This is a genomic window from Micromonospora sp. DH14 (genome assembly GCF_029809455.1).
Classification (GTDB): Bacteria; Actinomycetota; Actinomycetes; order Mycobacteriales; family Micromonosporaceae; genus Micromonospora; species Micromonospora parva.
The window spans coordinates 22,174-41,015 of record NZ_JARVKT010000004.1 but is presented as its reverse complement, the minus strand read 5'-3'; the positions used below and the strand labels follow the sequence as shown (position 1 = coordinate 41,015).

At 70.6% G+C, this 18,842-nt stretch carries 17 protein-coding genes; 9 read left to right on the top strand and 8 right to left on the bottom strand.

Features of this window, described 5'->3' with window-relative positions; genetic code table 11:
- Nucleotides 1–42: 42 nt before the first annotated feature.
- Genes QCZ28_RS07605 through QCZ28_RS07595 form a run of 3 tightly spaced genes read right to left on the bottom strand, consistent with a single transcriptional unit; the run spans nucleotide 43 to nucleotide 5,679 of the window.
- Nucleotides 43–2,910 (bottom strand): FAD-binding and (Fe-S)-binding domain-containing protein, encoded by a 2,868-nt coding sequence (locus QCZ28_RS07605; RefSeq protein ID WP_279515892.1) that lies wholly within the window; start codon nucleotides 2,908–2,910, stop codon nucleotides 43–45.
- A 25-nt stretch (nucleotides 2,911–2,935) separates the two neighbouring features.
- Nucleotides 2,936–4,108 carry an anhydro-N-acetylmuramic acid kinase gene (locus tag QCZ28_RS07600; protein ID WP_279515891.1) on the bottom strand — a complete coding sequence of 391 codons (1,173 nt, stop codon included), beginning with the start codon at nucleotides 4,106–4,108 and terminating at the stop codon, nucleotides 2,936–2,938.
- Nucleotides 4,109–4,119: 11 nt separating this feature from the next.
- Nucleotides 4,120–5,679, bottom strand: a complete 1,560-nt coding sequence (locus QCZ28_RS07595; RefSeq protein WP_279515890.1) for a sodium:solute symporter — start codon at nucleotides 5,677–5,679, stop codon at nucleotides 4,120–4,122.
- Between the two features lie 261 nt (nucleotides 5,680–5,940).
- Between QCZ28_RS07595 and murQ the strand changes: the two genes are divergently transcribed.
- The gene (gene murQ / locus QCZ28_RS07590; protein ID WP_279515889.1) at nucleotides 5,941–6,834 is read left to right on the top strand and encodes an N-acetylmuramic acid 6-phosphate etherase; all 894 of its coding nucleotides are present in this window, start codon (nucleotides 5,941–5,943) and stop codon (nucleotides 6,832–6,834) included.
- Between the two features lie 93 nt (nucleotides 6,835–6,927).
- Here the strand turns inward: murQ and QCZ28_RS07585 are convergent, their stop codons facing one another.
- Together QCZ28_RS07585 and QCZ28_RS07580 are read right to left on the bottom strand one after the other, a co-directional pair.
- Nucleotides 6,928–8,166: an MFS transporter gene (locus tag QCZ28_RS07585; RefSeq protein ID WP_279515888.1), complete on the bottom strand. Its 1,239-nt coding sequence runs from the start codon at nucleotides 8,164–8,166 to the stop codon at nucleotides 6,928–6,930.
- A 75-nt stretch (nucleotides 8,167–8,241) separates the two neighbouring features.
- Complete coding sequence (locus QCZ28_RS07580) at nucleotides 8,242–8,919, bottom strand: DNA alkylation repair protein (protein WP_279515887.1); 678 nt, start codon at nucleotides 8,917–8,919, stop codon at nucleotides 8,242–8,244.
- A gap of 183 nt (nucleotides 8,920–9,102) precedes the next feature.
- Between QCZ28_RS07580 and QCZ28_RS07575 the strand changes: the two genes are divergently transcribed.
- A complete protein-coding gene (locus tag QCZ28_RS07575; RefSeq protein ID WP_279515886.1) occupies nucleotides 9,103–9,816 on the top strand; it encodes an alpha/beta hydrolase in 714 nt (237 codons plus the stop codon).
- Between the two features lie 68 nt (nucleotides 9,817–9,884).
- Here the strand turns inward: QCZ28_RS07575 and QCZ28_RS07570 are convergent, their stop codons facing one another.
- Nucleotides 9,885–11,768 (bottom strand): alpha/beta hydrolase-fold protein, encoded by a 1,884-nt coding sequence (locus QCZ28_RS07570; protein WP_279515885.1) that lies wholly within the window; start codon nucleotides 11,766–11,768, stop codon nucleotides 9,885–9,887.
- A 234-nt stretch (nucleotides 11,769–12,002) separates the two neighbouring features.
- On the opposite strand from QCZ28_RS07570, the gene QCZ28_RS07565 reads away from it, so the two are divergent.
- On the top strand, nucleotides 12,003–12,395 hold the full coding sequence (locus QCZ28_RS07565; protein ID WP_279515884.1) for a nuclear transport factor 2 family protein: 393 nt from the start codon (nucleotides 12,003–12,005) through the stop codon (nucleotides 12,393–12,395).
- A gap of 150 nt (nucleotides 12,396–12,545) precedes the next feature.
- Nucleotides 12,546–13,145: an NAD(P)H:quinone oxidoreductase gene (gene wrbA, locus QCZ28_RS07560; RefSeq protein WP_279515883.1), complete on the top strand. Its 600-nt coding sequence runs from the start codon at nucleotides 12,546–12,548 to the stop codon at nucleotides 13,143–13,145.
- 97 nt (nucleotides 13,146–13,242) lie between these two features.
- Here wrbA and QCZ28_RS07555 read toward each other — a convergent pair whose 3' ends face one another.
- A complete protein-coding gene (locus QCZ28_RS07555) occupies nucleotides 13,243–13,845 on the bottom strand; it encodes a class I SAM-dependent methyltransferase (protein WP_279515882.1) in 603 nt (200 codons plus the stop codon).
- Nucleotides 13,846–13,898: 53 nt separating this feature from the next.
- On the opposite strand from QCZ28_RS07555, the gene QCZ28_RS07550 reads away from it, so the two are divergent.
- The 4 genes from QCZ28_RS07550 to QCZ28_RS07535 all read left to right on the top strand — a co-directional run bounded on the left by QCZ28_RS07550 (nucleotide 13,899) and on the right by QCZ28_RS07535 (nucleotide 16,574).
- The gene (locus QCZ28_RS07550) at nucleotides 13,899–14,681 is read left to right on the top strand and encodes a hypothetical protein (RefSeq protein WP_279515881.1); all 783 of its coding nucleotides are present in this window, start codon (nucleotides 13,899–13,901) and stop codon (nucleotides 14,679–14,681) included.
- Between the two features lie 76 nt (nucleotides 14,682–14,757).
- Nucleotides 14,758–15,594: an alpha/beta hydrolase gene (locus QCZ28_RS07545; protein ID WP_279515880.1), complete on the top strand. Its 837-nt coding sequence runs from the start codon at nucleotides 14,758–14,760 to the stop codon at nucleotides 15,592–15,594.
- Complete coding sequence (locus tag QCZ28_RS07540; RefSeq protein ID WP_279515879.1) at nucleotides 15,587–16,216, top strand: TetR/AcrR family transcriptional regulator; 630 nt, start codon at nucleotides 15,587–15,589, stop codon at nucleotides 16,214–16,216. Before QCZ28_RS07545 ends, QCZ28_RS07540 begins: the two co-directional genes overlap by 8 nt.
- A gap of 43 nt (nucleotides 16,217–16,259) precedes the next feature.
- Nucleotides 16,260–16,574, top strand: coding sequence for a chorismate mutase (locus QCZ28_RS07535; protein ID WP_279515878.1), 315 nt, complete (start codon nucleotides 16,260–16,262; stop codon nucleotides 16,572–16,574).
- A 19-nt stretch (nucleotides 16,575–16,593) separates the two neighbouring features.
- Here the strand turns inward: QCZ28_RS07535 and QCZ28_RS07530 are convergent, their stop codons facing one another.
- Nucleotides 16,594–17,478: an IclR family transcriptional regulator gene (locus tag QCZ28_RS07530; protein ID WP_279515877.1), complete on the bottom strand. Its 885-nt coding sequence runs from the start codon at nucleotides 17,476–17,478 to the stop codon at nucleotides 16,594–16,596.
- A 123-nt stretch (nucleotides 17,479–17,601) separates the two neighbouring features.
- Between QCZ28_RS07530 and QCZ28_RS07525 the strand changes: the two genes are divergently transcribed.
- The gene (locus QCZ28_RS07525) at nucleotides 17,602–18,795 is read left to right on the top strand and encodes a sugar ABC transporter substrate-binding protein (protein ID WP_167337288.1); all 1,194 of its coding nucleotides are present in this window, start codon (nucleotides 17,602–17,604) and stop codon (nucleotides 18,793–18,795) included.
- Nucleotides 18,796–18,842 lie beyond the last annotated feature (47 nt).

Genomic DNA, 18,842 nt, shown 5'->3' with positions numbered 1-18,842 from the left:
GCCGCCCGCCGCAGATCGCGGCGGGCGGCGCGCGCGTGCCGGTTAGGCCGGCGGCTCGACGGCCTCGACGAGAATGTCCAGCACGTGCCGGTACGGCTGCCCGGTGGCCCGGCTCATGCCCAGCTCGCAGGTGCGGTTGCTGGAGGCGTACGCGTCGTGGTCGCGCTGGTTGATCTCGGTGGCCTGCGCCGCCGTGGCACCGGCAGTGACCTCGGGGTGCAGCAGCCCCCGGTCACCGGCGAAGGCGCAGCACCCCCAACTGTCCGGCACGGTGACGGTGTCGGCGACCGCTCGGGCCACGGTGCGCAGGTCGTCGATGCCGCCCAGGTGCACCGTGGAGCAGGTGGGGTGCAGGGCCAGCGAGCGCAGTCGCCGGGGCTGCGGCAGCGCCGGCAGGAGGTGCTCGGCGGTGAAGCTCACGCTGTCGACGACGCGCAGGCCGGCGTAGCGGGCCCGGTCCTCCTCGGCCAGCGCGGCGGTCAGCTGCATCAGCCCGTGCGTGCAGGACGACGCGTCGCAGACGACGGGCAGCCGACCCTCGTCGCTGGCCGCCCAGAGCGCGGCCAGGGTCCGTTCGGCCATCTCCCGGTGCCCGGCGGGGTAGCCCTTGGACTGCCACGGGGTTCCGCAGCACAGGCCCGCCGTTGCGGCCGGTACGACCAGCGGCACCCCGGCCAGTTCGCAGAGGCGCAGGAACGCCGCAGCCGTTCCGCCGGACCGGCCCTCCTCGGGAGCGAAGAGGCTGCCGACGCAGGCCGCGAAGAACACCGCCCGGGCGTCCGGAGCGCTGCGGGGCGCGGGGCGGGGCGCACCGGCGCGCGGCATGTCGTCGCTCCACAGCGGCATGAGTTCGGTCCCGCCGAGCCCACGGATCACCCCGGTGGCGGCGCGGGTCAGCGGCGCCGGTACGGCGTGCGCGGCGGTCAGTCCGACCCGGACGCCGGTCACGGCGGCCTGCCAGTGTCGTGCGGCGGTGCGGGCGGTGCGCTGGGCGCGGGGCGTGTGCCGCTCGGCGCGCAGCCGCTTCATGGCCGCCCCGGTGTCGATGCCGACCGGGCAGGCGGTGACGCAGAGGCTGTCCGCGGCGCAGCTGTCCACCGCGGCGTACGCGTAGTCGGCGGTCAGCTCCCGGCGGCGCTCCTCGTCGCCGGCGGCGGTGGCGAGGGCGATCTGTCGTTGCAGGACGATGCGCTGCCGGGGGGTGGTCGTGACGTCGGCGGTGGGGCAGACCGGCTCGCAGTAGCCACACTCGACGCAGGCGTCCAGCTCGGGGTCGACCGTCGGGACGGCCTTGAGCTGCCGCAGGTGCACTGTCGGGTCGTCGTTGAGCAGCACACCAGGGTTGAGCAGGCCGCTCGGGTCGCACAACCGCTTGAGTTCGCGCATCACGTCGTACAGTTCGTCGCCGTACTGCCGGCGGACGAAGGGCGCCATGGCCCGGCCGGTGCCGTGCTCGGCCTTCAGCGTTCCCCCTTCGGCCAGCACGAGGTCGACCATGTCGTCGGTGAACCGGGCGTAGCGGTCGATCTCGGCCGGGGTGTCGAAGGACTGGGTCAGCATGAAGTGCAGGTTGCCGTCGCGGGCGTGTCCGAAGATCACCGCGTCCGGGTAGCCGTGTCGGTCGAACAGGTCGATCAAGCCGTCGCAGGTGCCGGTCAGCCGAGGCATCGGCACCGCGACGTCCTCCAGCAGGGCGGTGGTGCCGGGCGGGCGCGCGCCGGCGACGGCGGTGTAGAGGCCCTTGCGCAGGTGCCAGAGGTTGGCCCGTTCGCGCGGGTCGCGGGTCAGCGCGGTGCCGGTGACGGCCGGCAGTTGGTCGAGCACGGGCCGGGCGTCGGCCAACGTCGCGGCCAGCCGCTCCGCGCTCTCCTCGGTGAACTCCACCAGCAGCGCGGCGTGGCCGGCGACGGTCAGCCCGCGCAGGGCCGGGCTCGCACCCGGGTCGCGCTGGCTGACCCGCAGCGCGGCCGCGTCGAGCAGTTCGGCGGTACGGGCGCCGGCGGCGAGCAGGGCCGGCAGCGCGTCGGTGGCGTCGGTGAGACGGGGCAGGATCAGCAGACCGGTGGCGGCGTGGTCGTGGATCTCGACGGTCCGGAAGACGGCCTCGGCCACGAAGCCGAGCGTGCCCTCGCTGCCGATCATCAGGTGGGCGAGCATCTCGACCGGGCTGCCGTGGTCGAGCAGCGAGTTCAACCCGTACCCCATGGTGTTCTTCATGGCGAACAGCCGCTCGATGGTGGCGCGTGACCCCGGCGTCGAGCGCACCCGGTCGCGCAGCCGCAGCAGCCCGGCGTGCAGCTCGGGCTCGTCGGCCCGCAGCCGGTCGTCGGCGTCGCGGGCGCCGGAGTCGACGACGGTGCCGGACGGGAGCACGAAGCGCAGCGATTCCATCGTCCGGTACGCGTTGTCGGTGGTGCCGCAGGTCATTCCGCTGGAGTTGTTGGCCACCATGCCACCGACGGTGCAGGCGGCCTCGCTGGCCGGGTCCGGGCCGAGCCGACGCCGGTAGCGGGCCAGCCGGGCGTTGGCCTGCCGGATCGTCAGCCCGGGTTGCAGCCGGATGCGCCGGCCGTCGTCGAGGACCTCGGCGTGCCGCCAGTCGGTGCGGACGTCGACCAGCACGCCCGCGCCGCCAGCCTGCCCGGCGAGGCTGGTGCCACCGCCGCGCAGGGTCAACGGCACGCCGGCCTCCCGGGCGCCGGCCATCAGCGCCCCGACCTCGGCCGCCGAGGCGGCGCGGACCACGGCCTGCGGTTCGAACAGGTACGGCGAGGCGTCGTGTGCCGCCGCCAGCCTCCGGGGCAGCTCGGCGCTGGCCCGGTTGGGATCATCGAGGCGCGCGCGCAGCAGTTCGGCGACCGCACGGGCGCGGACGCCGGCCGAGGTTGGCGCGGGTACGGCGGTGCTCATGGGCGATCCTCCCGGGGAGGGGCGGTCAGTCGGCGACGATCTGCAGCCGGTTGGGAGCGGTGCTGACCGGCGCGGGCAGCCGTAGCGGCTGCCGGCCGGGGGTGATGCTGCCGAGTACGGACGGGTGCCGCGCGCCGGTGCCCGAGCGCAGGGTGCCCGGCAGTCCGTGCACGGTCAGGTAGCCCAGCAGCGCGAAGGCCAACGCCTCCTTCGCGTCCGACGCGACACCCAGGTCGTCGCTGGAGGACAGCTCGACGCCGGGCAGCTCGTCGGCGATCATGCGCATCAGCGTCGGATTGCGCGCCCCGCCGCCGGAGACGACGAGCCGGGTGACGCCGTGATCGCGGCAGGCGTCGGCCACCGTGACCGCCGTCAGTCGGGTGAGCGTGGCCAGCACGTCCTGCGGGTCCGGCGTGGGCGCGTCGGCGAGGGCGGCCAGCAGGTAGGGCGTGTGGAACAGCTCCTTGCCGGTGCTCTTCGGGCTGGGCAGCCGGTAGTACGGCTCGTCGAGCAGCCGCCGCAGCAGGGCCGCGTTCACCTGCCCGGCGGCCGCTCCGCGTCCGTTCCGGTCGTAGTGCTCGGTGCCCCCGCTGAAGTGGCGGACGGCGGCGTCGAGGAGCGCGTTGGCCGGCCCGGTGTCGAAGGCGAGCGGGTCGGCGTCCGGCGCGACGACGGTGATGTTGGCGATGCCGCCCAGGTTCAGGGCGGCCGGGACGCCGGGCAGGCCGCCCAGCAGCAGCGCGTCGAAGAGGGCGACCAGGGGGGCGCCCTGGCCGCCGGCGGCGACGTCGCGGCTGCGCAGGTCGGCCACCACCGCAACACCGGTGGCCTCCGCGATCCAGGCCGGCTGACCCAGCTGGAGGGTGCCACGCACCGTGCCGTCCTCGACCCAGTGGTGCATGGTCTGCCCGTGCGAGACGAGCAGGTCGGCGTGGCCGTCGCAGAGTTCCGCGAGGGCCCGCACGCCGGCCTCGGCGAACGCCTGGCCGATGCCGGTGTCCAACACGCAGATCGCCTCGGTGGTGGTCGGGGCGGGCGGCAGGGCGGCGGCGATCCGGGTGCGCAGCTGCTCGGGGTACGGGTGACTGAGCCGGCCCAGCGTTCGCATCCGCAGCGTGTCACCGCTGAGGTCGAGGTCGGCGGCGGCGGCTTCGATGCCGTCGTAGGAGGTTCCGGACATCAGGCCGATCACGCGCATCACGTCCTCCTTCATGCCCGGCCGGCGGGCGCTGCCGTCTCGTCGACCTCGTCGGTGCGTCCATGGTCGTACGGCGTCTCCGGGGCCGGGTGGAACCGGCTCGACACCGCGCCGACGACCAGGGTGATCAGGACGCCGATCGGGACCAGCCACTGCGCGGCGATGGCGGTGGCGGTGGTGGTCCCGGCCGTCGTCACATCGATCTTGACGTAGCGGACGATGTAGGTCATCACCGCCACGGTGACCAGGAAGGCGATCACCGCGTCGACCTGGTTGGCCCGCTTGACCAGGCGGCCGAGCAGGAAGGCCCCGAGCAGTGCCCCGTAGGTGTAGCCGGCGATGGTCAGACCGGTCAGGTAGACGTTTCCGGTGCTGGAGCTGAACGCGCAGGCGAAGATCGCCATCAGCACCGCCCAGACCAGGGTCATCACCCGGGCGAGCCGGAGCATCACGTCGTCCGAGGGGACCGTGCGGAAGAAGCTGTGGATGAAGTCGGCGACGGTGGAGTTCGACATCGAGTTCAGCGCCGACGACAGCGAACCCATCGCGGCGCCGAGGATGCCGGCCACCAGCAGGCCCGAGATGCCCACCGGCAGGGCGTGCAGGATGAAGCTCGGGTACAGGTTGTCGCTGCTCGCCAGGCCGAGCTCCTTGAAGGTCTGACCCTTGTTGTACGACCACAGCAGTGCCCCGACCAGGGAGAACGCCGCGAACTGAATCACCACGAAGATGCCCGAGGAGATCATCGCCTGCTGCCCCTCGCGCAGCGTCCGGGTGGACAGGATGCGCTGGACGATCAGCTGGTCCGACCCGTGGCTGGCCATCGCGAAGATCGCGCCACCGATGATCGCGGTCGGCAGGGCGAACGGGCTGGTGAGCACGTGCGCGAGGTCGAAGTTGGTGTCGAAGAGCTGGAACTTGCCGGCGTCGAATGCCTGCGAGTAGCCGTCGAAGCCGACGGCGTGGCTGAGCACCGCGATGGCCAGGATCGCCCCACCCAGGTACAGCCCCATCTGGATGGCGTCGGTCCAGATGACCGCTTTGATGCCACCGAGGTAGGTGTAGACCACCGTGATGAGCGTGAGCACGATGATGATGGCCTGGTAGCTGACGTTCAGCCCGAACTCGTCGAGGAGCAGCTTGATGGGGATGGCCGAGGCGAACAGCCGTACGCCCTCGGCGAGCAGGCGGGTGAAGACGAACGTCACCGACGCCAGGCCCTGGAGTTTCAGGCCAAACCGCTCACCGAGGTACTGGTAGGCGCTGACGAACCCACCCCGCTTGTACAGCGGGATGAGCACCGCGGCCACGACGACCCGACCGATGACGTAGCCCAGGGCCAGCTCGACGTTGCCGAAGCCCTGACCGCTGTAGGCGCCGCCGGGAACACTGATCACGGTCAGGACGCTGGTCTCGGTGGCGACCACGGAGAACGAGACGGTCCACCAGGGCAGTCGGCCCTCGCCGACGAAGTAGTCCTTGGCGGACTTCTGTCTGCCGGACAGGCGTAGTCCGACGAAGGCGATCACCACGAGGTACAGCACGATCACGACGAGGTCGAGTTGACGCACGGCTCGCTCCCAACCAGCAGTTGTCAAGAAGTGACGTTGGACCAGGGTAACGCGAAACTTTTTGCCACCGCCCGTCCGGGCTGGTTACGCTGTGGTTTCAGCCTGCTGATACGGGGACTGTTCGCAGCTGCGCCACGGCCTGGCCGTGGCGGCGGGTCGCGAGGACGCGCTCGACGACGAGCCGTCCCGGGCCGCCGGGCGACCGGAGATCCGCGCCCCACCGGCCGGCGACTGCACACCAGCGAGAGGAACGAGCACCCCGTGGACCTCAGCACCCTCGGCACCGAGACCCGCAACGACAAGACCAGCGACCTCGACCGGATGTCTCCCACCGAGTTGCTTCTCGCGATGAACGACGAGGACCAGACGGTCGCCGAGGCCGTCCGCCGGGCCGTGCCGGACATCGCCGCTGCCGTCGACGTCATCGTGGCGTCGCTCCGCCAGGGCGGACGGCTGATCTACCTCGGCGCGGGCACCAGTGGCCGGATCGGCATGCTCGACGCCGTCGAGATCCCACCCACCTTCGGCACCACGCCCGACCGGGTCGTCGGGCTGCTCGCCGGCGGGGCACGCGCCTTCGGTGTCGCCGTCGAGGGCGCCGAGGACGACCCGACCCGCGCCGTCGCCGACCTCGACGCGGTCGGCCTGACCGCCCGCGACACGGTGGTCGGGCTCGCCGCCAGCGGCCGTACCCCGTACGTGGTCGGCGGGTTGGACCACGCCCGCGCGCGCGGCGCGGCGACCGTCTCGGTGGCCTGCAACACCGGCGCGGTGACCAGCCGGCACGCCGACGTCGCCATCGAGGTGCCCACCGGGCCCGAGGTGCTCACCGGCTCCACCCGGCTCAAGGCCGGCACCGCCGAGAAGCTGGTCTGCAACATGCTCTCGACCGCCGCGATGGCCCGGCTGGGCAAGGTTTACGGCAATCTGATGGTGGACATGAACGCCACCAACGAGAAGCTCGTCGACCGGGCCCGTCGGATCGTCGCCGAGGCCGCCGACACCGACCTGGACACCGCCGCGCGGGCGCTCGCGGCGGCGCACGGGCACGCCAAGACGGCCATCGTGCTGCTGCTGGCGAACTGCACCGCCGAGGAGGCCGCGGCCCGGCTGCGTGACGCCGACGACGACGTCCGGGCGGCCGTCGCGGCCTGACCCGCCACGAGGCCGGCCTTCGGCGGGGCGAAGCGTTGACCACACCTTCTGTCGATGCTCAGGTGAGCACTGTGGACGGAGCGGGGGTGGGCTTCACACCCGGGCCTCGGTGGGGGCCGGCGTGGGGTCGAGTGGCAGGTCGCGCAGGCGGCGGATCGGCGTCGACAGGTAGATGATCGGGGACAGCACGGTGAGCGCCCCGAAGATCAGCAACGTGGTGCGGGCACCGAGCGGCCCGGCCAGGAGGCCGGCGAGCAGGCCGCCGATCGGGATGGCGCCCCAGGAGACGAACTTGACAGTGGCGATCACCCGGGACAGCAGCTCCGGTGGGCTGGCGAGCATCCGGTACGTGCGGGTGGTCACGCTGAGCACCACTGTGGAGCCGGCGAAGATGAGGTTCCCGGCGGCGAAGGCCAGGAATGCGGCGGTGCCGGTGCCCAGCGGGATGATGAGCGCGCCGGCCACGCCGACGAAGGCCGCGATGATCAGGCCACGGGCGGTGCCGAACCGGTTGGTGAAGCGGGTCGTCAGCGCGGCGCCGATGAGCGTGCCGAGACCGTCGGTGGCGATCAGCAGCCCGACCATGACCGGCGATGCGTGCAGCTCGCGCACCAGGTAGAACGGGAAGAGGGCCAGCATCGCGCCGTTGACGAAATTCGTCGCGGTGGCGTCCCACATGGCCGGCCTGATGATCGGGTGTCGGAGCACGAAGTGCCAGCCCTCCCGGATCATTGTGACCATCGGGGTCAGCTCGGCCGGTCGCTGCACCCGGCGAGCCGGCAGGGTGCGCAGCAACACCGCGGAGACCAGATAGCTGACGGCGTCCACGAACAGCGTCGGCACCGCGCCCAGCAGCTGCACCGCGAAGCCGCCCAGGGACGGCCCGCCCAGTGTGGTGGCGGCATGGGTGCCGGAGGTGAGGCTGTTGCGGGCCTGCAACTGCGCGGCCGGCACGATCTCCGGCAGGAACGTCTGGTTCGCCACGTCGAACAGCACGTTGGCGAAGCTCACCACCAGGGCGACAGCGATCAGCTGGGCCACCGTCAGCATGTCGAACCACCAGGCCAGCGGGACCGACGCGATGGCGAGGGCCCGGACCAGGTCCAGGGTGACCTGCATGCCGCGCAGCGGCAGGCGCTGCACGATCACGCCCGCCGGCAGGCTGATCAGCAGGTACGCCAGATAGCCCGCCGCCGTGATCAGACCCATCTCGAAGGCCGACGCGTGGAGCACTGTCAACGCGGTCAGCGGTAGGGCCAGCGCGCCGACCGCCGAGCCGAGGTGGCTGGTCGTGCCGGCGACCCACCACCGCCAGAACGTAGTAAGTCCCATAATGGAACTCACTATAGGGGCGGGTGGCGGACGGCGTCGACCCCGTTCCCCAGGGTCCGTCCGGGAGGGCGCTGTCTATCCCGCGCGGCGGACCATCTCGGTGATCCAGATCGGCGCGAACGGAGACGTGCAACCGGGGGAGGTCGGATAGTCCCTGAGCACCCCGAGGCGTTCGCCGATGTCGATCGCCCGGGCGCGGTGCTCGACGTGCTCGATCCCGATCTGCGCCAGGCAGTGGTTCATCGCCCACTGGAGGCGATCCGGCGCGTCCGCCATCTCGGCCGCGATCACATCGAGCAGTCCCGGGAGGTCGAGACTCTCGGGACTCTTCGTCACGCGTTCGGTGGTCAGCGCCCAGCCGGCACTCGCGACCACGGGATCCGCGTCGGCGAACCAGGCCAGCCGCAGCTCGTCGGCGTGCCGGCTCTTCTTCACCACGTAGTTCACCAGCCAGTCGTGCACCTTCGGGGTACGCGCCTCGCGCACCATGACGTCCAACTCGTCACGCGCGAACGCCCGGGGACGACAGATCAGGATCGCCAGCAGTCTCGCCGCGGACTCACCCGTCGCCCAGAGCTGGCGCGCGAGATCGTGCTGCGTCTTCAGCCGCTTCGCGAGCGCCCGAAGCGCGCCGAGGTTCACACCATGATCGTCACCGTGTCTGGCGTTCACCTCGAGTGCCCTCGGGTCCGCCAGCTCGGCCAGCTCGGCCGTCACCTCGGCCACCGTCGCAGTGCTCGTCGTCGCCGCCACCGTAGCCTCCTGCCCATCGGGGTTGATGCAGCTTACGGCGTTGGCTGGCCGGCCAGAACCGACGCGTTCGGCAGGACCGGTGCGAGCCACCGGGACCGGACGTTTCACATTCGCGTGACGGGTATCCAGGCGTACCAGTGCGACCGGCGGTGAACAGCTTCACGGAGTGAGGGGGCACCAGTCATGCCTGATCCACAGCCCACCATCGTGCTCGTGCACGGCGCGTTCGCCGAGTCGGCGAGCTGGAACGGAGTGCTCGAGCGAATGGGCGCCGCGTACGACTCGGTGGCCGTCGCGAACCCGCTGCGCGGCGTCGCGGGCGACGCCGCGTACGTGCGGGACGTCGTACGCGGGATCGGTGGACCGGTCATCCTCGTCGGCCACTCGTACGGCGGCATGGTGATCACGCAGGCCGCAGCCGGCGACACCTCGGTGCGGGCCCTCGTCTACGTCAACGCCTTCGCCCCGGACACCGGGGAGTCGGCACTGTCGCTGTCGGGCAAGTTCCCCGGCAGCACCCTGGCCGACACGCTGGTGCAGTACCCGGTGTCGACAGGTGGCAACGAGGTGGCGATCGCCCAGGACCGGTACCACGCGCAGTTCTGCGCGGACGCCTCGGGCGACATGGCCGCGCTGATGGCCCGGACCCAGCGGCCGATCACCGAGCAGGCCCTGGGGGACCAGCTCACCGGCGACCCCGCCTGGCGGTCGCTGCCGAGCTGGTTCGTGTTCGGGGACCTGGACAAGAACATCCCGGTCGAGGCGCACCGCTTCATGGCTGAGCGGGCCAACCCTCGGGGGCAGCGCGAGGTCGTCGGCGGGTCGCACGCGATGGCGGTGGCCGACCCGAGCGAGGTCGCCGAGTCGATCATCGAGGCGGTTCGGGGGGTCAGCTGACGGTCCGGACGGTCAGCGCTGACGGTGGGCCGACGCTGGAAGGTCGCCGGCCCACCCCGCCTGCTTGTCTAGCGGACCCGCAGCTGCTGATGGACGGCCGCGGTGGGGGCGTGCACCGGGTCACCGGAGTAGGCGACGTGCACCGGGTACACCCCTGCGGACAGTCCGTCGGTCGGCAGGTCGACGACGGCCGCACCACCGCGCAGCGCCACCACGTGGGTCGCGCCGCCGAAGCTGACCGCGACCTCGCCGGTCACCGTCGGAGCCTTCGGGCGCGGCGACTGTGCCCGTACGTCGACGCGCAGTGTGAACGTGTCACCGCGAACGACCGAGGCAGGCGCCGCCTTGGCCTTCACCACGACTCGTGCCGTGCCCGGCGGCACCACTGTGACCTGGGCCGAACCGGACTTGGTCGGATCGATCACCGACGTCGCCGCCACGGTGAGCGACGACGCGGTCTCCCCGGCGGCGACCGAGAGCAGGCCCGCCGCGGAGATGGTGGTGTCCGGGGAGGTCGCCCCCCGCACCGACCACGTCACCGCCGGGCTCACGCCCTCGTTGGTCGTCACCCGGGCGTGGAACTGCCTGGCCCAGTTCCACCCTGTCGTCAGGTTCACCGACGCGGGCGTCACCGACACCGAGTCCACCCCGGACCACAGGTGGTCCCGGGCGAAGATCGTGAACAGTTGGCCCGCCGTCATCCCGTCGTGCGCGCCGGGAACCTGGGCCGTCGCGGCGGCGTACCCCCGGGCCCGGAAGTTGTCAGCGATGGCGTTCTGGGCGTTGAGGTTGCCCTCGAAGACGCCGTTGCCGAGGAAGACGGAGAGGTCGTCGTCTCCCACCGCGTCGGCGATGGTGTCGTAGTCCCCGGTGGTGAGCGACGGGTTGCCGGAGAAGTGTCCGTAGAACGCGAAGGTGGTCGGGTAGTTCCTGATCACGACGCCGCCCGTCATCCCGCCGTACGAGAACCCCGCGTAGGCGCGCCCGGAGCGTTCGGTCGAGACGTGGTAGCTGCCCTCGATGAGGGGCAGGATCGTCTGGACCAGGTTGTTGGCCGCGTTGGTCTGGTTGTAGGAGGCGAAGCCGAGGCTGGTGCCCGTGAAGTGGTTGCCCATGGTGACGACCACCGTGGGCTCGATCTCGCCCTTGGCGATCATGTTGTCCAGAATGTTCGGGACGTTCGCGGGGACCATGAAGTCGGTCTCGTCGCCGAAGATGCCGTGCGCGAGGTACGCGACCTTGTACGGCTGCGCGCGGTTGGCGTCGTAGCCGGCCGGCAGGTACACGCCGAGGTAGTGGCCGCTGTCGCCCAGGATCGTGGTGTACGGGATGTAGGTGACCGTGCCCCGCTTCGCGCGGTCGTCCACCGGCAACTCGTAGCCCGCGCGTTCCTTGAGCACCGGGTCGTTCTGCTTCTCGGCGTACGGCACGGACACGGCGTCGAGAACGTCGTTGTTCCTGACCCGGAACGAGGACTCGCCCGGGGGCCGCGGGTTCGTCGAGGCGGGATCCCAGATGCGCTTGTTCTCCCAGCCCTGGGTCGGATCCCAGACCCGGTACCAGTAGCTGAGGCCTCCGGCGTGCAGCGGGACCGAGACCGACCAGTTCCCCTTCGGGTCTCTGGTCATGTCGCGGAGGAACTCGGTGCCGCCGGAGTGGTAGCGCCCCGGTTGCCACTGTTCCGGCTGGTAGCGCGTGGTGCCGGTGTTGACGTCGAGCAGGGTCAGGTCGCCGGCGAGGCGGACCTGGGTGGCGTGCGGATTGCGGTAGACGAACGTGACGGTGTAGCCGGTGGGTGAGGTGCGGTCCGCCTTGACGGTCGCGCCCGGCGCGGGGGTGGGCCTGCCGGCGGCGGCAGCTGGCGTGGGGACGACGGCCCCCGCTCCGAGTGCCGTGAACGCGAGAATCGAGATCGCAAGCCGGAGCCTGCGTCTTCCGGTCGTTTCCCTCATGCGCGAAGACTCCTCTGTGGTCGCACGTCGCGGTCTGGTCCGGGCACTGGCAGTCGAGGGCTTCAACAGACGCTAAATCGAATTAGCATCGGAAAGTCTGGCGGGGTATGCCGTTCGGTGTCAAGGTTTGCGGCGCCGATGCCGGCCTGTGCCCCGCTCACCCGACCATGCCCGCACCCCCGCAGCCTGCGGGTTCGCCCGGCTGGCCGCCGCCGGGGTGGCAAGGTGAATTCCATGGACCGTACGCACGTCGAGGACTGGCTCGCCGCCTACGAGCGACTCTGGCGTACGCCGGGCACGGACGGCCTGGCCGGGCTCTTCACCGAGGACGCGAGCTACCAGCAGGGCCCGTACTGGACGCCGGTCGTCGGACTGCCGGCCATCGCCCGGATGTGGGAGAAGCAGCGCAAGGGTCCCGACGAGGTGTTCCGGATGACCACGGAGATCGTCGCGGTCGAGGGCGACACCGCCGTGTCGCGCCAGGAGGTCCGCTACGGGGACCCGGTCGAGCAGGAGTACCGCGACCTGTGGGTCATCCGGTTCGCCGACGACGGCCGGTGCCGGTCGTTCGAGGAGTGGCCGTTCTGGCCGGGGCAGCAGCCGGCCAGCTCTCCGGACGGGTCGTGACGTGGGAACGCGGCACCCGTCGGGTGGTGTGCTCCGTCACGGCGGCGGGCACGGGCAGGACGTTGGGGTGCCGCGAGGTGGCTGCTACAGTCGAGATTGTTGCGGCCGCAAATTTATCGACAGCAACTACTTTGGGAAGGGATGCCTCCGATGACCAAGCTCTCCGTCATCTACTACTCGTCCACCGGGACCCTGCACGCCATGGCCAAGCGCCTCGCCGAGGCTGGCGAGAAGGCCGGTGCCGAGGTGCGACTGCGTCAGGTACCGGAACTCGCGCCGGAAGAGGCCATCGCCTCCAACGCCGCCTGGAGCCAGCACTTCGACTCCACGAAGAACGAGCCGAAGGCGACCGCCGACGACGTCGTCTGGGCGGACGCGGTGCTGTTCGGCACCCCCACCCGGTACGGCAACGTCGCCAGCCAGCTCAAGCAGTTCATCGACACCCTCGGCCCGCAGTGGGCGCAGGGGCTGCTCGCCGACAAGGTGTACGCCGGTTTCACCGCGTCCATGACCGCGCACGGCGGCCAGGAGTCGACCCTGCTGGCGCTCTACAACACCATCCACCACTTCGGCGGTCTGATCGTGCCCCCGGGTTACACCGACCCGCTGAAGTTCGCCGACGGCAACCCGTACGGCGTCTCGCACGTCACCGGCGGTAACAACGACGCCCCGCTGGGCGACGCCCAGTTCGCCGCCCTGGACCACATGGCCTCGCGAGTCGTCAAGATCGCCGGGAAGCTCAACGCCTGAGGGTGCTTGCTGCCGTCGAGCCGGCCGCCCGGTTCGACGCGGGTGCGCAGTTGCGCGAGGGCCGGCCTCCCGGGAGGGGGGCCGGCCCTCGGCGGCCTCACACCACCACCGCGGCCATGGCGGCGTGCGGCCGGTGCTGGTCGTCTCCGGCTCGGGGTAGGCGTTCGACCTCCCGGAAGCCGGCCTGGGTGAGTCGCTCGGAGAGCGCGTCGAGCGGCCACCGGTAGGCGGTCACGACCTTGTGGTCGAAGGCGCCGACCTCGTCGGCGGAGAAGGTGCCCAGCACCAACCGCCCGGCCGGGACCAGCACCCGGCGAAACTCGGTGAGTACGCCGTCGAGCTCCTGCGGCGGAAGATGGATCAACGAGTACCAGGCCAGGATGCCGTCGACGGACCCGTCGGCGACGTCGAGGCGGGCCAGCGACCCGAGCCGGAACTCGACGTCCGGGTGGGCGGCCCGCGCGTGCGCGATGAACTCGGGGACCAGGTCGATCCCCGCCGCGTCGACACCGAGTGCCCGAAGGTAACCGGTGAGGTGGCCGGGCCCGCAGCCCAGATCGAGCACCGGGCCCTGTCGACCCCCCAGGTGTCGCTCGATGAGGGCGAGGTCGTCGGGGTGTACCTGCTCCTTGGTGCCGAACAGCTCGATGTACAGCTCTGCGACGGACGTGTAAGCCTGCCGCACCGGGTCCGTTTCCATCGCGGCACTATACGGGTCACCACACCTTGCGGGCCGCGCCTACCGTGATGGCCATGACACGTCGAGCCACGCTGGCCGGCATCTCTGTGGGCCTGCTTCTGTTGGGTTGCTCGGTCGGCACGCGGGCGGAGCGCGACCCGGAACCTCGAACCGCCTCGGAGCCGACCGCCAGCGCCGACGGCGCCACCACCGCCGAGGCGGTCGGTCTGCTGCGGGCGGGCACGGCGTTCGTCAATCAGACGAGCTATCGCAGCGATGTCGACATCGCCAGCCAGATCACCTCGCTCTCGCACACCGACAACGTCAACAAGCGTTTGAACGCCACGATCACGGCGCCGGGCGGGACGATCGAGATCCGGATGATCGACGACGACGTCTACCTGAAGGCCGGTCAGCTCCTGCGGGGTGTGGGCGACCAGTGGTTCATCCTCGACCCGGCCCAGGTGCCGGCGGGCTTCGCCCTGAGCTTCGCGCCGGGCAGGAACGACTCCGGCGGCTCGGGCCGCCTCATCGACGCGATCGTCGCCGCACGTGCCGACGGCCGTCAGATCACCGGGGCGATCGACGCGACCCGGATCGGCGTCGGTAACGGGATCAGCTTCCGGCTCGATCCCGGTGGTGTCTTTCCGGACAGCGCACGGCGGCACGCGTTCCGGGCGATGCTGGACACCGAGGGTCGGCTGGTCAGCTTCCTGATGCCGGAGGCCAGTGGTCTGCCGAGCGCGTCCCTGCGCTACAGCGACTTCGGCTCGACGGTCAGCGTCGTCCGGCCGGCCGGGGCGGTCGTCGCCCCCGATGCCCTCTATCCCCAGCTCGGGATGGGTGGCGGCGGGTAACCGGGCCAGTCGTTTGCCTCCTGCGGCTAATGCGGTTAGCCTAAAGCTAATCGCATTAGCTCGTTGTGGAGGCGTCATGACCGAATACCTGGACATTGCCGGCAACACCATCGCCTACGACCTCACCGGCCAGGGGCCACTGGTCGTTCTGGCGCACGGCATGGGCGACAGCCGGCACTCGTACCGGTTCGTCGCTCCGGCCCTGGCCGCCGCCGGATACCGGGTCGCCACCGTCGACATCCGCGGCTGCGGTGACTCCAGCCTCGGCTGGGACGGCTACAGCCGCACCGACATCGCCGGCGATCTCGTCGCCGTGGTACGCCACCTCGGCGGCCCGGCGGTGATCATCGGCCAGTCGATCAGCGGCGGTGCCGCGACCATCGCGGCGGCCACCGCACCCGACGTGATCTCCGGCGTCATCGAGCTGGCGCCGTTCACCCGCGCGCAGTCCGTCGACCTCGCCGGGCTGGTGCGGGTCAAGCGCTTCCGGTCCGGCTACCTGCACCTGGCGCAGGTGCTCCTGCGGGGCAGCGTGGCGAGCTGGCGCAACTACCTCAACCTGGCGATCCCGACCAAGCCTGCCGACTGGGACAGCGAGCTGGCGCGCATCGAGGTCAAGATGAGTGAGCCCGGCCGGATGAAGGTCCTCCAGGCCATGGCCAAGACCAGCGCTGGCGACGCCGGTCGGCAGCTGCCCAACGTCACCTGCCCGGTCCTGGTGATCCAGGGCAGCGTCGACCCCGACTGGGCCGACCCGCGGGCCGAGGGCGAACGCATCATCGCCGACCTGCCGCAGGGGCTCGGCGAGCTGGCCGTCATCGAGGGCGCGGGACACTACCCGCACACGCAGACGCCCGACGAGGTCGTCGCGCTGGCCCTGCCCTTCCTCGCCCGGACGCTGACCAATGCCTAAGGCCCGGCTCACCCCGGCGTCGGTCACCGAAGCCGCCGCCGCGCTTGTCGACGAGGTCGGCTTCGACAACCTCAGCATGGGCCTGCTCGCCGAACGGCTCGGGATCAAGACCCCCTCGCTCTACAAGCACGTCAGCAGCCAGGCCGACCTGGCACACCGGATCGCGATCCTGGCCATGACCGAGGCCGGCGACGTCATCCGCGACGCCATCCAGGGTCGGTCCGGCAGCGACGCGCTCGCCGCAGGGGCGCAGGCGATGCGCACGTACGTGCGGGAACACCCCGGCCGGTACGCGGCGACCAACGCGGTCCGCCCGACCGGCCCCGACGACCCGTTCATCCCGGCCAGCGAGCGGGTGCTCGCCTCCTGGGCGGCCATGCTCAGCGGGTACGGGCTGGACCCGGGCCAGGAGATCCACGCCATGCGGACGCTACGCAGCGTCCTGCACGGGTTCGCGACCCTGGAGGCGGCCGGCGGTTTCCAGATCGACACGTCGGTCGACGAGAGCTTCACCTGGCTGATCAACTTCATCGATCAGGGCCTTCGTGCCGGCGCCAGCACCGGCAGCGCCCTCGCTCACGCCGCCCAGGAGGAGCCGGAAGAGTGGCGTATCGGCCGGTGAACGGGTCGCCTGATCGTGTCGCTGTCGTGCGAGGATTTCCGGCGTGGCAGAGACCGCGGTGACGCTGACCGAGATCCGCGCTCGGATCGACGAACTCGACGGTGACCTGGTCGGCCTGCTCGCCCGGCGCGAGGCGCTGGTCCGGCAGGCCGCCCCGCTCAAGAGCGACGGTCAGGCGGTCCGCGCACCGGAGCGCGTGGTGCAGGTGGTGGCCCGGGTCCGCGCGCTGGCGGGCGAGGCCGGCGCCGACCCGGATCTGATCGAACGGATCTACCGAAGCATGATCCAGGCTTTCATCGACATGGAGACCGATGAGCACCACCGGATCATTGGCGGGTCGGCGCCGACGACGCGGTGATCGTCCGGGCCGGGCGTGCTCAGGTCGCGTCGTGGCCGGCGCCGTCTGGGCTCACCGCCGCTGGCGGCGCGTAGCCGAGCTCGTACGAGATCTTGTTGGCGGTCTCCAGTAGCAGCGGAAGGTTGCTCTTCAGCTGATCGAGGCTCGCGATGACCTCGATCGCCGTGATCGAGGCGGCGGCGATGACCTGCCCCCGTGAATCCCTGATCGGTGCGGCCACGCACATCACGTAGGCGTCGTGCTCGCCGTTGTCCACGGCCCAGCCGCACTGCTGGATGCGGGCGAGTTCGGCTTCCAGGGCGTCGTGGTCGGTGAAGGTGGTGTCGGTGAACTTCTCGAAGACGACGTGGGAGAGCAGGCGGTCGCGTTCCTGCCGGGGCAGGTACGCCAGGATCGTCTTGCCGACGGCGCTGGCGTAGATCGACACCGCGCGTCCCACCCGTGACGGCAGCTTGACGGCGTCGAACGCCGGGCTGTCCACCTTGTCGATATAGATGATCTCGTCGCCGGTCAGCTGTGCCAGGTGTACGGTGTGGCCGGTCTCGCGTTGCAGCGCACGAAGGTGCGCTGCCGCGGGCTGGCGGAGGTCCATCGAGCCGAGCGCGAGCTCGGACAACTCGATCAGGCCGCTGCCGAGCACGTAGGTGCCCGCGCCGGTCCGACGGACGAAGCGCGCGGACTCCAGTGTTTGCAGGATGCGCAGGGCTGTGGACTTGTGGACGCCGAGCACGTCCGCAGCCTCGGTAAGGGACAGCGGGTGCTCCGCGGATCGCCGGATGAGGTCGATCGCGCGACGAATCGATTGCGCCAAGGCTGTTTCTCCCCTCGCGCGACGGATAGCGCCGTCGCTGCCATTGCATATTATGCAATATAGATGACGCGATGCGCAATCGCCACTTGACACCGTTGCACATGGCGCTACGATCGTTGCAATTTCACCCCCTTGACGCCAACTCGTAACAGTGGAGTAACGATGGGTAATCAGCGCTCTCGCTTCGGCATCGTCAGGGCGACATGTGCCCTGGGCTTGGTTGCCGCTCTCTTGACCGGTTGCGGCTCGGACGGCGACTCCGGTGACGGCGTCACCAAACTGACCTTCGCCGCCTCGACCTTCGGCGACCCCGGCCGTGGGCCCCTGTTGACGAAGTGGCTCGAAGAGTTCAACCAGAGCCAGACCAAGGTCCAGGTCTCCGCCGCCGCGGTGCCGTACCCGACCTTCGGCCAGACCGTGCTCACCCAGATGGGCAGCGGCAAGGGCCCCGACCTGGTCCGCTTCGACATGCCCGAGTTCGAGGCGGCCTCGGACGCCGGCCTCGTCGCGCCACTGGACAAGGTGATCGACGCCAGCAAGTACGACCTGCTCAAGCAGCCGGACCAGTTCATGGTCCACGACGGTGTCCGGCACGGCGTCATCTTCGAAGCGTCGAACTACGCGATGTTCTACAACGCGGACCTCATCCCGACGCCGCCGACCACCTTCGAGCAGTTCACCTCGACGGCGAAGTCGCTGACCAAGGGCGACGTCTTCGGTCTGGCGTTCCGCCAGACCGAGGCCGAGGAGGCCGGTGTCTGGCAGGACATCTTCAACTACGTCTACGGCTTCGGCGGCGCCTGGTCCGACGGGAAGAACCTGACCATCAACTCGCCCGAGAACCTCAAGGGCCTGCAGGCGTTCAAGGACCTCTACGACGCGAACGTGATCCCGCGCGGAGCTGACGCGGCGACGTTCCGGCGGATGTTCGCCGAGGGCAAGGTCGGGATGGAGCTCAACAACGGCGGCTACGTGACCGCCACCCGCGGCCAGAACGCCAAGCTGAACTTCAGCGTCGCCCCCATCCCGTTCCCGGTCCGCAAGCAGGGCGCGATCCTCGCCCCGGTCGTGATCAACGAGGCGAGCGAGCACCAGGAGGAGGCGGGCACCTTCATCAAGTGGGCGCTGGAGCCGCAGAACCAGGTCAAGCTGCAGGAGATCCTCGGCGCGAGCAGCGTCGCCACCACCACGCAGCGCAGTGCGGAGACGCTCAAGGAGACCCCGTTCCTCACCGTCTTCGACGGGCTCACCGAGACCAGCCTGCCGCAGATCGTGTTGGGGTTCGAGGCCAAGACGCCGGACATCCGCAAGGTGGTCGTGCAGAACGTCGTCGCTGCCCTGCAGGGCAAGACCGACCTGAAGTCGGCACTGGACCGCGCCCAGCAGCAGGCGACCGAACTGGTCCGCTGACCGCTCGACACGGCGACGCTGCCGGCGCGACGATCCGTGCGCCGGCA